Here is a 14,913-nt window from a genome sequence, read left to right as displayed (position 1 = left end):
ACTCCAATAGCAATGGAAGAAGGATTAAGATTTGCTATCCGTGAAGGTGGTAGAACAGTAGGAGCTGGAGTTGTTACTAAAGTTCTTGGGTAATTAGACCACTATAAAAGACTAGGTCTTTCAGGCCTAGTCTTTTTAAAATTATAAGATAGGATAATCTTAAATGAAATTGGATAAAATTATAAAAGATTACCTACAATCATTATATAAATTTATTGACATAAATTTTAATTTGTGATAGTTTATATTAAGTAATGAAGTTAATAATGGGTAATTGTGCCCGGAGGCGATTTTAATTAATATATACTTTTCCATGTAGGGGGTGTAGTAGATGAGAGATAGAATAATTTTGGCTTGTACTGATTGTAAACAAAGAAATTATACATCAACTAAGAATAAAAAGAACAATTCCGAAAGAATAGAACTTAAGAAGTACTGCAAATTTTGCAAAACACATACTGTTCACAAGGAAACTAAATAATTGGTAAATAAAATTAAGTAAGGATGTGAGTTTATGTCAGCTCAAACCAGTACTGGCAAAGGCAAGATCAGCACTTATTTTAAGGGTGTTAAAGCAGAAATGCGAAAGGTTATGTGGCCCAACAAAAAGGAACTAATAAATTATACTGGAGTAGTTATATTAATTAGTGTTATTGTTGGTTTAGTAGTATGGGTCTTAGACCTAGGAATACATCGTATATTATCATTAATTATAAAGTAACGTGAAGGAGGGAGGGACCAACTAGGTCCTCGAGAATATGGCGGATAAGGTTGAAAATAGAGCAGAAAGGGCCAAAAGAGCCAAATGGTATGTGGTCCATACTTATTCAGGTCATGAAAATAAGGTTAAGGCCAATATTGAAAAAATGGTTGAAAATAGAGGCATGATCGACGATATATTTGAAGTAGCAGTACCTACTGAGGAATATATCGATACTAAAGGCGGGAAAAAGAAGCTTAAAGAAAGAAAACTTTTCCCTGGTTACGTTCTTGTAAAAATGATAGTAAACGATGTATCGTGGTACCTTGTAAGAAATACAAGAGGGGTTACGGGCTTCGTAGGGCCAGGTTCTAAACCAGTTCCTTTAACTGAAGAGGAAGTTAAAGCTTTAGGTGTACAGGATGCAATATTACCTTCTATTGACCTAAAAGAAAAAGATGTTATCAAAGTAATTACAGGTCCCTTTGAGAATTTTATGGGAACTATTGAAAGCATCAATCTTGAAAAGAAGAAGGTTAAGGTATTTGTATCCATGTTTGGAAGAGAAACTCTTGTAGAACTGGATTTTAATCAAATAGAAAAGTTATAATATTGTTTACAAAAGCTAATAAGCTTTTTAGATAGATTTATTAAAAGTGAAGTGGGAGGGATTATCCCGCCTTACCACAAAGGAATTGAGGAGGTGGAATAGATATGGCAAAAAAAGTCATAGCTGTAGTAAAACTACAAATACCAGCTGGCAAAGCTACACCAGCGCCACCTGTAGGAACTGCATTAGGACCTCATGGAGTAAATATTATGCAATTTACAAAAGAGTTTAATGCAAAGACTGCAGATCAAGCTGGAATGATAATACCAGTAGTTCTTACAGTTTATCAAGATAGATCTTTCACTTTCATTACTAAAACACCACCTGTTTCAGTATTGATTAAGAAAGCTGTAGGAATTGAATTAGGTTCTGGAGAACCAAACAAAACAAAAGTAGCAAAAATTTCTAAAGATAAGGTTAAAGAAATTGCTGAAATAAAAATGCCTGATTTAAATGCAGGAAGCATAGAAGCTGCTATGAGAATGATAGCAGGAACAGCAAGAAGTATGGGAGTTGTTGTTGAAGAATAATATTTAAGTGGGAGGATATTCCGTTAATACCACAAGGAGGTAATGAAATGAACAAGAGAGGTAAAAAGTATCAGGAAAGTTTTAAATTAGTTGACAGAACTCATTTATATGATGCAGTAGAAGCTATAGAATTAGTTCAAAAGACAGCAAAAGCTAATTTTGATGAAACTGTTGAACTATCAGTAAGACTAGGGGTAGACCCAAGACATGCTGATCAACAAGTTAGAGGTGCAGTAGTATTACCTCATGGAACAGGAAGAACTATGAAAGTTTTAGTATTTGCTAAAGGCGATAAGATAAAAGAAGCTGAAGATGCTGGTGCAGATTTTGTCGGAGGAGAAGAATTAGTTCAAAAAATTCAGAATGAAGGATGGCTTGACTTTGATGTGGTAGTTGCTACACCTGATATGATGGGGGTTGTAGGTAGAATAGGAAGAATTTTAGGACCTAAAGGATTAATGCCTAACCCAAAATCAGGGACAGTTACATTTGAAATAGATAAAGCTGTAAAAGAAATTAAAGCTGGAAAAGTAGAATATAGAGTGGATAAAGCAAGTATTGTTCATGTACCAATAGGAAAAGTATCTTTTGGAACAGAAAAATTGAGAGAAAACTTTGCTACAATAATGGAAGAGATTATTAAGGCAAGACCAGCTGCGGCAAAGGGAAGATATTTAAGATCAGTTGTATTATCTAGTACAATGGGACCTGGAATAAAGGTAAATCCCCAACAATTGGTTGATAGATTTGTTCCAAAAAAAGATTAATATATTAAATAAAAGTTTATTATTGACAGTTATAATATTTACTGGTATAATCTATTACGTTAAATAAATAGGCTACCGTAGACAGTAGGAACCTAATGGGTTTAAAATTTCCTACCGAGGTGAGATGGAAACTAATTATATTAGATATAGATTAGGGTCTCTCCGTGTCTGCGGAGAGACCTTTGTTTGTTTGACCTTTAGGAGGTGAAGTTGTTGAGGGATAAAGTTTTAGAAGAAAAGAAGCAAATAGTTGAAGAGATTAAAGAAAAGGTAGAAAAAGCTCAAAGTGTTGTTTTAGTAGACTATAGAGGACTAAACGTAGAAGAACTTACTCAACTAAGACGTAAATATAAGGAAGCAGGAGTAGATTATAAAGTATATAAAAACACTATGATGAGATTTGCCTTTAAAGATGCAGGCTTAGAAGAATTTAATCAATTTTTAACCGGTCCAAATGCAGTTGCTTTTGGTTTTGATGATCCTGTGCAGGCAGCTAAGATAACTGATGAGTTTGCTAAGGATCACGATAAGCTTGAAATTAAAGCTGGTATAGTTGATGGGAAGATAATAGGCATAGATGAAATCAAGAGTTTAGCAAATCTACCATCAAAAGAAGTTCTTATTGCACAAACTCTTGCTGGCTTAAATGGACCTATAGCAGGATTTGCTAACGTACTTCAAGGAACAATTAGAAATCTTGTATATGCATTAAATGCAGTAAAAGAAAAACAAGAAGGTTTAGAAGCATAATTTAAATTTCGAAAATATTTGGAGGGATAAAATAATGGCAAGTGAAAAAGTATTAAATTTAATTGAAGAAGTTAAGGGTTTAACTGTTTTAGAGTTATCAGAGTTAGTTAAAGCATTAGAAGAAGAATTTGGAGTTAGTGCAGCAGCACCAGTTGCAGCAGTAGCAGCAGCACCGGTAGCTGGAGCAGCAGAAGCAGCAGAAGAAAAATCAGATTTTGATGTTGTACTAGCAGATGCAGGACAACAAAAAATTAAAGTTATAAAGGCAGTTAGAGAAATAACTGGTCTAGGATTAAAAGAAGCAAAAGAATTAGTTGACAATGCTCCAAAAGCTGTTAAAGAAGGAGTATCTAAGGATGAAGCTGAAGAAATCAAGGCTAAATTAGAAGAAGTTGGAGCAGGCGTAGAATTAAAATAATATTCGATTATAATAAATAATAGAAAAGGCTTTCGTTTTTAGAAAGCCTTTTCTATTATTTAATAAAGTAAAAAATAGAAAAAAAGGAAAAAATAAAACTCCTTGACATATTCAATGCACTATGGTAATATAGGTAGATGCTATAATGCTCGAATAAAAATGTATTATTGTATAAATAATCGCAGATATGTCAATATTATAATAGATTTACTTTACATTGGCATTACCAAAAGTATCCATTTGCTTTTGGCTATTTTAGTTTAATAAGGGGTGAATTGTTAATGGTACATCCTGTTACATACGGAAAACGAGTCAGGATGAGTTATTCCCGTATTAATGAAGTATTAGATTTACCTGATTTAATTGAAGTACAAAGATCTTCCTATGAGTGGTTCTTAGAAGAGGGGTTAAAAGAAGTTTTTGAGGATATTTCCCCTATACAAGATTATACTGGAAATTTAATATTAGAGTTTGTTGATTATTATATTAATGAAGAACCAAAATATAGTGAAGACGAAGCAAGAGAAAGAGATGCTAACTTTTCGGCACCATTAAAAGTAAAGGTACGTCTTATAAACAAGGAAACTGGAGAAGTAAAAGAGCAAGAGGTGTTTATGGGAGACTTCCCTTTAATGACAGAAAAGGGAACATTTATCATCAATGGAGCTGAGAGAGTAGTAGTGAGTCAATTGGTAAGATCTCCTGGAGTTTATTATTCACAGGAGATTGATAAGGTGGGAAAAAGGCTCTACTCTGCAACGGTCATTCCTAACAGAGGGGCTTGGCTTGAGTATGAATCAGATTCTAACGATATAGTTTATGTTAGAATTGATAGGACGAGAAAACTTACTATTACAACATTACTAAGAGCATTAGAGATTAGCTCCAATGCTGAAATAGTAGAGATATTAGGAGAAACAGAGCAAGTCTTGAGGACTTTAGAAAAGGATAATACAAGTACAGAGGAAGAAGCTCTTATTGAAATATATAAAAGATTAAGACCAGGAGAGCCTCCAACTGTTGAAAATGCTAAATCCTTATTGAATAATTTGTTTTTTGATCCGAAAAGATATGATTTAGCAAGGGTTGGAAGGTATAAGTTTAACAAAAAATTAGCTTTATATAATAGGATTGTAGGTAAGAGAGCTGCTGAAGATATAAAAGATTCGGAAACAGGCGAGTTGTTTGTGGCTAAAGGAGAAAAAATTACTAGACAAAAGGCCATAGAAATCGAAAATAGTGGAATAAATCAAGTAGATATTGTGTTAGATGATGGAAAAATTGTTCGCATAGTAGGCAATCATTTTGTTGATAAGAAAGCTTTTAATTTACCGTTTTCTTTAGAGGAATTAGGTTTAAAAGAAAAAGTTTACTATCCTGTTATGAAAGAATTAATAGATACTTATGAAGATCCAGATGAATTAAAAGAAGCTATTAAAGAAAGAATTAGAGAAATCTCTCCAAAACATATAATTCATGACGATATAATTGCAAGCATAAACTATGAGTTTAACTTGTTTAATGGAATAGGCATGACTGATGATATAGACCATTTAGGAAATAGAAGATTGCGTTCAGTAGGAGAACTATTACAAAATCAATTTAGAATAGGGCTTTCTAGGATGGAAAGGGTAGTAAGAGAAAGAATGACTATCCAAGACATTGATGTGGCAACACCTCAAGCTTTAATCAATATAAGACCAGTGGTAGCTTCCATTAAAGAATTCTTCGGAAGCAGTCAATTGTCCCAATTTATGGATCAAACAAATCCTTTAGCTGAATTAACTCATAAGCGAAGAATGTCAGCATTAGGACCAGGTGGATTAAGCAGGGATAGAGCAGGATTCGAAGTAAGGGATGTCCATCATTCCCACTATGGTAGAATGTGCCCTATTGAAACTCCAGAAGGGCCAAACATTGGACTTATAACTTCCTTAACCACTTATGCTAGAATAAATGAATATGGATTTTTGGAGGCACCATATAGAAAGGTGGATAAGGAAAGAGGAGTAGTATTAGATGAAATTGAATATTTAACTGCCGACGTTGAAGACGAATTTATCATAGCTCAATCTAATGAACAGTTAGATGAAGAAAGTAGATTTATTAACAAAAGGATAATAGCCCGAGGAAAAGATGGTGTAATTGATATATATCCAAGCGATGAAGTAGATTATATGGATGTTTCACCTAAACAGATAGTATCTGTAGGCACAGCTATGATTCCCTTTCTAGAAAATGATGACGCTAATAGAGCTTTAATGGGTGCTAACATGCAACGACAGGCTGTTCCATTGTTAAAAACTGAAGCTCCTATAATTGGGACTGGAATAGAATACAAAGCAGCAAAGGATTCAGGAGTTGTTGTAATTGCTAGAAATACAGGTACAGTAGTAAAGGTTAGTTCTAATGAAATATTGATTAAAAGAGATGAAGATGGACAGATTGATAGGTATAAACTGCTGAAATTCAAACGTTCTAACCAAGGAACTACAATAAATCAAAGGCCTATTGTCAATAAAGATGAAAGAGTAGAAAAAGGTCAAGTGATTGCTGATGGACCAAGTACAGAACTAGGAGAAATTGCATTAGGTAAAAATTTATTGGTAGCTTTTATGACTTGGGAAGGATATAACTATGAAGATGCTATATTAATAAATGAAAAGCTAGTTATTAATGATACTTTAACATCTATCCACATTGAAGAATACGAGTCGGAAGCAAGGGATACCAAATTGGGTCCAGAGGAGATTACAAGAGATATTCCCAATGTAGGGGAAGACATGCTCAAAGATTTAGACGAACAAGGTATTATTAGGATAGGTGCTGAGGTGAAATCTGGGGATATTCTAGTAGGAAAAGTAACACCAAAGGGAGAAACAGAATTAACGGCAGAAGAAAGATTATTAAGAGCGATTTTTGGGGAAAAAGCTAGAGAAGTAAGGGATACTTCATTAAGAGTACCTCATGGTGAAGCGGGTATAGTCGTAGATGTAAAGATTTTTTCTAGAGAAAATGGAGATGAATTGTCTCCAGGAGTTAACCAAATGGTAAGGGTATATGTGGCAACGAAGAGGAAAATATCTGTTGGAGATAAGATGTGTGGTCGCCACGGTAATAAAGGGGTTGTATCTAGAATATTACCTGAAGAAGATATGCCTTACTTACCAGATGGGACTCCAGTAGAAATAGTGCTCAATCCTTTGGGAGTACCTTCAAGAATGAATTTAGGTCAAGTTTTAGAGGTGCATTTAGGTTTAGCTGCTAAAAAACTTGGTTGGCATGTAGCTACACCAGTATTTGATGGTGCTAGTGATCAGGATATACTCGATGCTCTTGATATGGCAGGATATCCTACAAGTGGTAAGATTCAGCTAAGAGACGGAAGAACAGGTGATTTTTTAAATAATCCTGTAACTGTAGGATATATGTATATGTTAAAATTACATCACTTAGTTGATGATAAAATTCATGCTAGATCTACAGGTCCTTATTCCTTAGTAACCCAGCAGCCACTTGGCGGAAAGGCTCAGTTTGGAGGTCAAAGATTCGGTGAAATGGAGGTTTGGGCATTAGAAGCCTATGGTGCTGCTCATACTTTACAAGAAATATTAACAGTCAAATCTGATGATGTAGTAGGTAGAGTAAAAACCTATGAAGCTATTGTAAAAGGTGAGAATATACCTGAACCAGGAGTTCCGGAGTCTTTCAAGGTTCTAATAAAGGAATTACAAAGTCTAGCTTTAGATGTCAAGGTATTATCTGAAGAAGATGATGAAATAGAGATCAAGGAATCTGATGATGACGATATTGCAGATTTAGAATTAATGGGTGAAGATTTAATTGAAGATAGATTTTTAAACGAAGAAGAAGAAGAAGAAGAATTAAATGATAGATTCATCATTGAAGATGAAGAAGATGATGATGAAGATTATTAAGGATATTTCACTACTATTTTATTATAGAAAGGAGAGAAAGCTCCTTGTTTGAATTAAATACATTTGATTCAATGAAAATTGGTCTTGCATCTCCTGAAAAGATTAGACAATGGTCAAAAGGAGAAGTAAAAAAACCAGAAACAATAAATTATAGAACTTTAAAGCCTGAAAAAGAGGGGCTCTTTTGCGAAAAAATATTTGGTCCTACTAAGGACTGGGAGTGTCATTGTGGTAAATATAAAAGAGTTCGATATAAAGGCGTAGTTTGTGACAGATGTGGAGTTGAAGTAACTAAGTCTAAAGTTAGAAGAGAAAGAATGGGGCATATAGAGTTAGCTGCCCCTGTATCCCATATTTGGTATTTTAAAGGTATTCCAAGCAGGATGGGACTTATATTAGATATGTCGCCAAGGTCTTTGGAAAAAGTATTATATTTTGCATCCTATATAGTTATAGATGGTGGAGATACTCCTTTGTATCAAAAACAATTATTATCTGAACCAGAATTTAGAGAAGCTCAAGAAAAATATGGTAACAAATTTAGAGCTTTAATGGGAGCGGAAGCGATAAAAGAATTATTATCTGATATAGATTTAGATGAAGAGGCAAAGGATTTAAGACTACAACTTAAAGGAGCTACAGGACAGAAAAAGATAAGGATTATTAGAAGGCTTGAAGTTGTAGAAGCTTTTAGATCTTCTGGTAATAGGCCAGAATGGATGATATTAGATGTCATTCCTGTTATACCACCTGACTTAAGGCCTATGGTTCAGTTAGACGGAGGCAGATTTGCTACTTCAGATTTAAACGATCTTTATAGAAGAGTTATTAACAGAAATAATAGATTAAAAAGGTTATTAGATTTAGGTGCTCCAGATATAATTGTGAGAAATGAAAAAAGAATGTTACAGGAAGCAGTAGATGCATTGATTGATAACGGCCGTAGAGGTAGACCAGTTACAGGACCAGGTAATAGGCCTCTTAAATCCTTGTCAGATATGCTGAAGGGGAAACAAGGAAGATTTAGACAAAACTTACTTGGCAAACGGGTAGATTATTCTGGACGTTCAGTAATAGTAGTTGGACCAGAACTTAAGTTTTATCAATGTGGTTTACCTAAAAAAATGGCATTAGAACTGTTTAAACCTTTTGTAATGAAAAAGCTTGTTCAAGAAGGTTATGCCCATAATATCAAATCTGCTAAACGAATGGTAGAGAGAATGAAATCAGTAGTATGGGATGTTTTAGATGAAGTTATAAAAGATCATCCTGTATTATTAAACAGAGCACCTACCCTTCATAGGCTAGGAATTCAAGCTTTTGAACCCGTTTTAGTAGAAGGAAAAGCAATAAAATTACATCCTCTTGTATGTACTGCCTATAATGCAGACTTTGATGGAGACCAGATGGCTGTACACGTACCATTGTCTACTGAGGCACAAGCAGAGGCAAGACTTTTAATGCTATCTGTAAATAATATTTTGGCACCAAAGGATGGAAAACCAATAACAACTCCAACTCAAGATATGGTTTTGGGTAGCTATTATCTAACTCTTGAGAACCCAGGCGAAAAAGGAGAAGGTAAAGTATTCAAGGATTATGATGAAATGCTACATGCTTATTATAATGGAGATGTAGGAATACATGCTAAGGTAAAGGTAAGAAAGAAATTTGACGAGAGTGAGAGAGGCGTACTCGTAGAAAGCACAGTGGGAAGATTTATTTTCAATGATAGTATCCCTCAGGATTTAGGCTTTGTAGATAGAAGAACGGATAAATATTCTTTGGAAATAGATAGATTAGTAGATAAAAAAACCTTAGGAACTATAATTGAAAAATGTTATAGAAAACATGGAAATACTGTAACCGCTGCCGTTCTAGATCGAATTAAAGAAATGGGATTCCATTATTCTACAATAGGGGCAATAACTATTAGCATGGGCGATATTATTGTGCCAGGGAAGAAGGTAGAATTATTAGGAAATGCAGAAGAAGAAGTAGATAAATTCGAAAAATCCTATAGAAGGGGATTAATTTCAGACGAAGAAAGATATGAGAAAGTAATCGAAATATGGAATAGAACCACAGAAGAAATAACGGAAGCTTTAATGGATGAATTAGATCATATGAACAATATATATATAATGGCTCACTCAGGAGCAAGAGGTAGTAAAAACCAAATTAGACAGTTGGCTGGTATGAGAGGTTTAATGGCCAGTGCTTCAGGTAAAACCATAGAAATACCCATTAAGTCTAATTTTAGAGAAGGGCTAGATGTATTAGAGTTCTTTATATCTACCCACGGTTCAAGAAAGGGACTAGCAGATACAGCTTTAAGAACTGCCGACTCTGGTTACTTAACAAGGAGACTAGTTGATGTTAGCCAGGATGTTATAGTTAGAGAAGAAGAATGTGGAACAGATCAGTATCTGGTTGCAAAAGCTTTCAAGGATGGAAATGAAGTAATTGAGGATTTAAAAGATCGAATTGTCGGTAGATATTCAGTTGAAGATATAATATGCCCTGAAACTGAAGAAGTATTGATTAAAAAAGATGAGATGATCACTGAAGATATAGCTGAAAGAATAGAAGAAGTAGGAATAGAAGAAGTAAAAGTAAGATCTGTATTGGGATGTAAAACTCGCCATGGAGTTTGTGCTCATTGTTATGGAAGAAACTTAGCTACTGGAGATCCAGTAAATGTAGGAGAAGCTGTAGGGACTATAGCAGCTCAATCTATTGGGGAACCAGGAACACAGCTTACAATGCGTACTTTCCATACTGGAGGAGTAGCTGGCGCTGATATTACCCAAGGTTTACCAAGGGTTGAAGAGCTATTTGAAGCAAGAAAACCAAAAGGGCTTGCCATTATTTCTGAAATATCAGGTGAAATTAGTATAAATGAGACTAAAAAGAAAAAAGAAGTAATTGTTACATCTAAAGATGGAGAAAGTAAGAGTTATAGTATAAATTATGGTTCTAGATTAAAGGTAAGACCTGGAGATATTATTGAAGCTGGAGATGAAATTACTGAGGGTTCTGTAAATCCTCACGATATATTAAAGATAAAGGGAGTTCAAGGAGTACAAAATTATCTTGTGAAGGAAGTGCAAAGGGTTTATAGGCTTCAAGGGGTAGACATAGCAGATAAACATATTGAAATAATAGTAAGACAGATGTTAGGGAAAGTTAAAGTTGAAGATTCGGGAGATACAGATCTATTACCAGGAAGCTTAGTTAGCCTTCATGAGTTTGAGGATATAAATAATAGGGCAATAGAAAACGGTGAAGAACCTGCCGTAGGTAGAAGGACTTTACTCGGAATAACTAAAGCTTCATTGGCTACAGAATCTTTCCTTTCAGCAGCTTCATTCCAAGAGACTACTAGGGTACTAACAGAAGCAGCTATAAAAGGAAAAGAAGACAATCTTATAGGTTTGAAAGAAAATGTTATAATTGGGAAACTGATTCCTGCAGGGACAGGAATGAGAAGGTATAAAAATATAGATATAGTATATGAAAATGAAGACGAAACAATAAACTTAGAAGAAAATATTGTTGACACTGAAAATAACTGATGGTAGAATATATAAGTGTGCAAACTCAAAGTGGACTCTTTTGATGACATGCAGATTATGTGGACGTTTATGTCCACATAATCTTAAAATGTTTAGAAGGGGGAAGAAACTTATGGTATCTAAACTTAATACAGACAATAAGGTAGTTGGAACTAAACAAGTAAAAAGAGCATTAATGAATGGAAAAGCTAAAATAGTATATATAGCTAAAGACGCAGATAGTAAGATAAGAAACGAGATAGCTACAGTATGTGTTGAAAAGCAAATTCCGATAGTTTATGTAGAAACTATGGAAAAGTTAGGGGAAACATGTAAAATAGATGTTAGTGCAGCTAGCGCTGCATTATTAAAATAATTTTTATATTAGAAGGAGGTGTAATGATGCCAACAATTAATCAATTGATTAGAAAAGGTAGGAAAAAGGTTGAATATAAATCCAAATCTCCAGCATTAGGTATTAATTTTAACTCCTTAAAGAAAGAAGCAAATACAGTCCATTCGCCACAAAAAAGAGGTGTTTGTACAGCGGTTAGAACTGTTACTCCTAAAAAACCTAACTCAGCTTTAAGAAAAGTTGCTAGAGTTAGACTTACCAATGGAGTAGAAGTTGCTGCTTATATTCCTGGCATTGGTCATAATTTGCAAGAACACAGTGTTGTTTTAATTAGAGGTGGAAGAGTAAAAGACCTTCCGGGTGTTAGATACCATATAGTTAGAGGTACCTTAGATACAGCAGGAGTAGAAGGTAGAATGCAATCTAGATCCAAATATGGGGCTAAAAAGCCTAAGAAGAAATAATTGTGCTAAGATGCAATGGAATTATTCCATTTAATATATAGATGCATTAAGCGCACAACGGCAGAGGAAGTCTGTCGAGTACCAATGAATTTACTTCATAGTTAAGGAGGGAAGCAAAGTGCCTAGAAAAGGATATGTGGCTAAAAGAGAGGTTACACCAGATCCTATATACAATGATGTAGTAGTTACTAAACTTATCAACAATATAATGCTTGATGGGAAAAAAGGAATTGCTCAAGGTATTGTATATGGTGCCTTTGAATATGTAGCAGAAAAAACTGGTGAAGAACCTTTAGAAGTATTTTATAAAGCTATGAATAATATAATGCCAGTATTAGAAGTTAAAGCTAGACGTATTGGTGGAGCAACATACCAAGTTCCAGTTGAAGTAAGACCAGAAAGAAGAGAAACTTTAGGTTTGCGTTGGCTTGTTCGTTATTCAAGAGCAAGAGGCGAAAAAACTATGGTTGAAAGGTTAGCTAGAGAGATAATGGATGCAGCTAACAATACTGGGGCAAGCGTAAAGAAAAGAGAAGAAACTCATAAGATGGCAGAAGCAAATAAGGCATTCGCACATTATAGATGGTAGATTACGGATGGTAGTCTGTTAACAGTAAACGTGTGGAGGGGGACATAGAATCAGGAAGGAGGAAATATAGTGTCCAGAGAATTTCCATTAGAAAAAACACGAAACATAGGAATAATGGCCCATATAGATGCAGGAAAAACAACTACCACAGAGAGGATATTGTTTTATACTGGAAAAATTCATAAAATAGGAGAAACCCATGAAGGTGCTGCCCAAATGGATTGGATGGAACAGGAGCAGGAAAGAGGAATAACAATAACATCTGCTGCTACTACTTGTCATTGGAGAAATCATAGGGTCAACGTTATAGATACGCCAGGGCACGTGGATTTTACTGTAGAAGTAGAAAGATCCCTTAGGATTTTAGACGGTGCAGTAGCGGTATTTTGTGCAAAAGGAGGAGTAGAACCTCAGTCAGAAACAGTTTGGAGACAGGCAGACAAATATCATGTACCTAGAATGGCTTTTATAAACAAGATGGATATTGTTGGAGCAGATTTCTTTAGAGTTATAGATATGATTGAGGATAGATTAAAGGCCAATCCAGTCCCCGTACAATTACCCATTGGAAAGGAAGACCATTTCACAGGTGTTGTAGACTTGGTAAACATGAATGCCAGAATCTATAAAGACGATCTTGGAGAAAATATTGAAGTAGTAGACATACCTGAAGATTTAAAAGATTTGGCAGAAGAATATAGAGAAAACCTTTTGGAAAAAATAGCTGAATATGATGAGGAATTAATGGTTAAATATCTTGAGGGAGAAGAGATAACTCCTGAAGAGATTATAAATGCAATAAGAACTGCTACAGTTAAGGTGGAAATAACTCCAGTTTTATGTGGTTCATCTTATAAAAACAAAGGGGTTCAACCTTTGCTGGATGCCATAGTGGATTATTTACCTTCCCCATTGGATATACCTCCAATAAAGGGATTAGCTGTAGATTCAGATGAAACTGAAGAAAGACGTTCTTCTGATGATGAGCCATTTTCTGCATTAGCATTTAAAATTGTAACAGATCCTTATGTAGGAAAGCTTGCTTATTTTAGAGTGTATTCAGGTACACTTGAATCAGGGTCTTATGTATATAATCCTATAAAGGGTAAAAGAGAAAGAATAGGTAGAATTCTTTTGATGCATGCTAATAAAAGAGAAGAAGTAAAGCAAGTCTATGCAGGAGATATTGCAGCAGCAGTTGGACTTAAAGATACTTCTACAGGAGATACATTATGTGATGTAGATAATCCAATTATATTAGAGACTATGGAGTTTCCAGAGCCTGTTATAGAAGTAGCTATTGAACCTAAGACGAAATCAAGCCAAGAAAAAATGAGTGTAGCTTTAGCAAAACTTGCTGAAGAAGATCCTACATTTAAAACTTACACCAATGAGGAAACAGGCCAGATTATAATTGCTGGTATGGGTGAATTACATTTAGAAATAATTGTAGATAGACTTCTTAGAGAATTTAAGGTAGAGGCTAATGTAGGAAGTCCACAAGTAGCCTATAAAGAGTCTATTTCAGCTTCTTCTGAAGCAGATACAAAATATGTAAGGCAGTCAGGTGGTCGTGGTCAATATGGCCATGTTAAAATTAGACTTGAGCCTCAAGAGCCAGGTGCAGGCTATGAATTTGTTAATAGTATCGTCGGAGGAGCTATACCAAAAGAGTATATATCTTCTGTAGATAATGGAATTCAAGAAGCTATGCAATCGGGTATCATTGGAGGCTATCCAGTAGTAGATATTAAAGTTACTCTATATGATGGTTCGTACCATGAGGTTGACTCTTCAGAAATGGCATTTAAAATTGCTGGTTCTATGGCGTTTAAGGAAGCTATGGAAAAAGCAAAGCCTATACTTTTAGAACCAATAATGAAGGTAGAGGTTATTATGCCTGAAGAATATATGGGTGACGTAATAGGAGATATCAATTCGAGAAGAGGTAGAATTGAAGGAATGGAACCAAGAAGTGGTGTTCAGGTTGTAAGAGGATATGTTCCTTTAGCTGAAATGTTTGGTTATGCTACAGACCTTCGTTCTAATACTCAAGGGAGAGCAGTTTATTCAATGCAATTTGATCATTATGAGCCAGTGCCAAGTAGCATTGCAGAAAAAATTTTAGGTCATAAATAATAATTATTATTAAGGAGGAATAGGAAATGGGAAAAGCAAAATTTGAAAGGACTAAACCTCACGTAAATATAGGAACAATAGGTCACGTAGACCACG

At 34.8% G+C, this 14,913-nt stretch carries 13 protein-coding genes, 1 pseudogene and 1 other annotated feature; all 14 genes and pseudogenes read left to right on the top strand.

Features of this window, described 5'->3' with window-relative positions:
* Nucleotides 1-93: pseudogene (locus C3E89_RS08560) on the top strand (elongation factor Tu); the annotation flags it as partial.
* Nucleotides 94-331: 238 nt separating this feature from the next.
* The gene (gene rpmG, locus C3E89_RS08555; protein ID WP_236912080.1) at nucleotides 332-481 is read left to right on the top strand and encodes a 50S ribosomal protein L33; all 150 of its coding nucleotides are present in this window, start codon (nucleotides 332-334) and stop codon (nucleotides 479-481) included.
* A 33-nt stretch (nucleotides 482-514) separates the two neighbouring features.
* Complete coding sequence (gene secE, locus C3E89_RS08550) at nucleotides 515-721, top strand: preprotein translocase subunit SecE (protein ID WP_236912079.1); 207 nt, start codon at nucleotides 515-517, stop codon at nucleotides 719-721.
* Nucleotides 722-758: 37 nt separating this feature from the next.
* Entirely contained in the window at nucleotides 759-1,310 is a 552-nt protein-coding gene (nusG, locus tag C3E89_RS08545) for a transcription termination/antitermination protein NusG (RefSeq protein WP_236912077.1), read from the top strand.
* A gap of 104 nt (nucleotides 1,311-1,414) precedes the next feature.
* Nucleotides 1,415-1,840 (top strand): 50S ribosomal protein L11, encoded by a 426-nt coding sequence (gene rplK / locus C3E89_RS08540; RefSeq protein ID WP_236912076.1) that lies wholly within the window; start codon nucleotides 1,415-1,417, stop codon nucleotides 1,838-1,840.
* A 47-nt stretch (nucleotides 1,841-1,887) separates the two neighbouring features.
* A complete protein-coding gene (gene rplA / locus C3E89_RS08535; protein ID WP_236912073.1) occupies nucleotides 1,888-2,607 on the top strand; it encodes a 50S ribosomal protein L1 in 720 nt (239 codons plus the stop codon).
* Nucleotides 2,608-2,664: 57 nt separating this feature from the next.
* Nucleotides 2,665-2,803: a sequence feature (ribosomal protein L10 leader region), on the top strand.
* Nucleotides 2,804-2,820: 17 nt separating this feature from the next.
* Nucleotides 2,821-3,357, top strand: a complete 537-nt coding sequence (gene rplJ, locus C3E89_RS08530; protein ID WP_442870593.1) for a 50S ribosomal protein L10 — start codon at nucleotides 2,821-2,823, stop codon at nucleotides 3,355-3,357.
* 34 nt (nucleotides 3,358-3,391) lie between these two features.
* Nucleotides 3,392-3,775, top strand: coding sequence for a 50S ribosomal protein L7/L12 (gene rplL / locus C3E89_RS08525; protein ID WP_236912069.1), 384 nt, complete (start codon nucleotides 3,392-3,394; stop codon nucleotides 3,773-3,775).
* A 281-nt stretch (nucleotides 3,776-4,056) separates the two neighbouring features.
* A complete protein-coding gene (rpoB, locus tag C3E89_RS08520) occupies nucleotides 4,057-7,713 on the top strand; it encodes a DNA-directed RNA polymerase subunit beta (RefSeq protein WP_236912067.1) in 3,657 nt (1,218 codons plus the stop codon).
* Between the two features lie 44 nt (nucleotides 7,714-7,757).
* On the top strand, nucleotides 7,758-11,291 hold the full coding sequence (gene rpoC, locus C3E89_RS08515; protein WP_236912065.1) for a DNA-directed RNA polymerase subunit beta': 3,534 nt from the start codon (nucleotides 7,758-7,760) through the stop codon (nucleotides 11,289-11,291).
* A gap of 112 nt (nucleotides 11,292-11,403) precedes the next feature.
* Nucleotides 11,404-11,646 (top strand): ribosomal L7Ae/L30e/S12e/Gadd45 family protein, encoded by a 243-nt coding sequence (locus C3E89_RS08510; protein ID WP_236912064.1) that lies wholly within the window; start codon nucleotides 11,404-11,406, stop codon nucleotides 11,644-11,646.
* A 26-nt stretch (nucleotides 11,647-11,672) separates the two neighbouring features.
* Complete coding sequence (gene rpsL / locus C3E89_RS08505; protein WP_236912061.1) at nucleotides 11,673-12,089, top strand: 30S ribosomal protein S12; 417 nt, start codon at nucleotides 11,673-11,675, stop codon at nucleotides 12,087-12,089.
* A gap of 118 nt (nucleotides 12,090-12,207) precedes the next feature.
* Nucleotides 12,208-12,678 carry a 30S ribosomal protein S7 gene (gene rpsG, locus C3E89_RS08500; protein WP_236912059.1) on the top strand — a complete coding sequence of 157 codons (471 nt, stop codon included), beginning with the start codon at nucleotides 12,208-12,210 and terminating at the stop codon, nucleotides 12,676-12,678.
* 69 nt (nucleotides 12,679-12,747) lie between these two features.
* Nucleotides 12,748-14,817 carry an elongation factor G gene (fusA, locus tag C3E89_RS08495; RefSeq protein WP_236912058.1) on the top strand — a complete coding sequence of 690 codons (2,070 nt, stop codon included), beginning with the start codon at nucleotides 12,748-12,750 and terminating at the stop codon, nucleotides 14,815-14,817.
* The last annotated feature ends 96 nt before the right edge of the window (nucleotides 14,818-14,913 follow it).

Source organism: Clostridium sp. Cult1, from assembly GCF_021655095.1.
In the GTDB taxonomy this organism is placed as follows: domain Bacteria; phylum Bacillota; class Clostridia; order Tissierellales; family Tepidimicrobiaceae; genus Schnuerera.
Note: the sequence above shows the minus strand (reverse complement) of the source record. Positions and strands in the feature narration are given on the sequence as shown.

Coding starts and splice junctions, on each gene's coding strand:
- rpmG (WP_236912080.1), top strand. CDS start 332: ATGAGAGATAGAATAATTTTGGCTTGTACTGATTGTAAACAAAGAAAT.
- secE (WP_236912079.1), top strand. CDS start 515: ATGTCAGCTCAAACCAGTACTGGCAAAGGCAAGATCAGCACTTATTTT.
- nusG (WP_236912077.1), top strand. CDS start 759: ATGGCGGATAAGGTTGAAAATAGAGCAGAAAGGGCCAAAAGAGCCAAA.
- rplK (WP_236912076.1), top strand. CDS start 1,415: ATGGCAAAAAAAGTCATAGCTGTAGTAAAACTACAAATACCAGCTGGC.
- rplA (WP_236912073.1), top strand. CDS start 1,888: ATGAACAAGAGAGGTAAAAAGTATCAGGAAAGTTTTAAATTAGTTGAC.
- rplL (WP_236912069.1), top strand. CDS start 3,392: ATGGCAAGTGAAAAAGTATTAAATTTAATTGAAGAAGTTAAGGGTTTA.
- rpoB (WP_236912067.1), top strand. CDS start 4,057: ATGGTACATCCTGTTACATACGGAAAACGAGTCAGGATGAGTTATTCC.
- C3E89_RS08510 (WP_236912064.1), top strand. CDS start 11,404: ATGGTATCTAAACTTAATACAGACAATAAGGTAGTTGGAACTAAACAA.
- rpsL (WP_236912061.1), top strand. CDS start 11,673: ATGCCAACAATTAATCAATTGATTAGAAAAGGTAGGAAAAAGGTTGAA.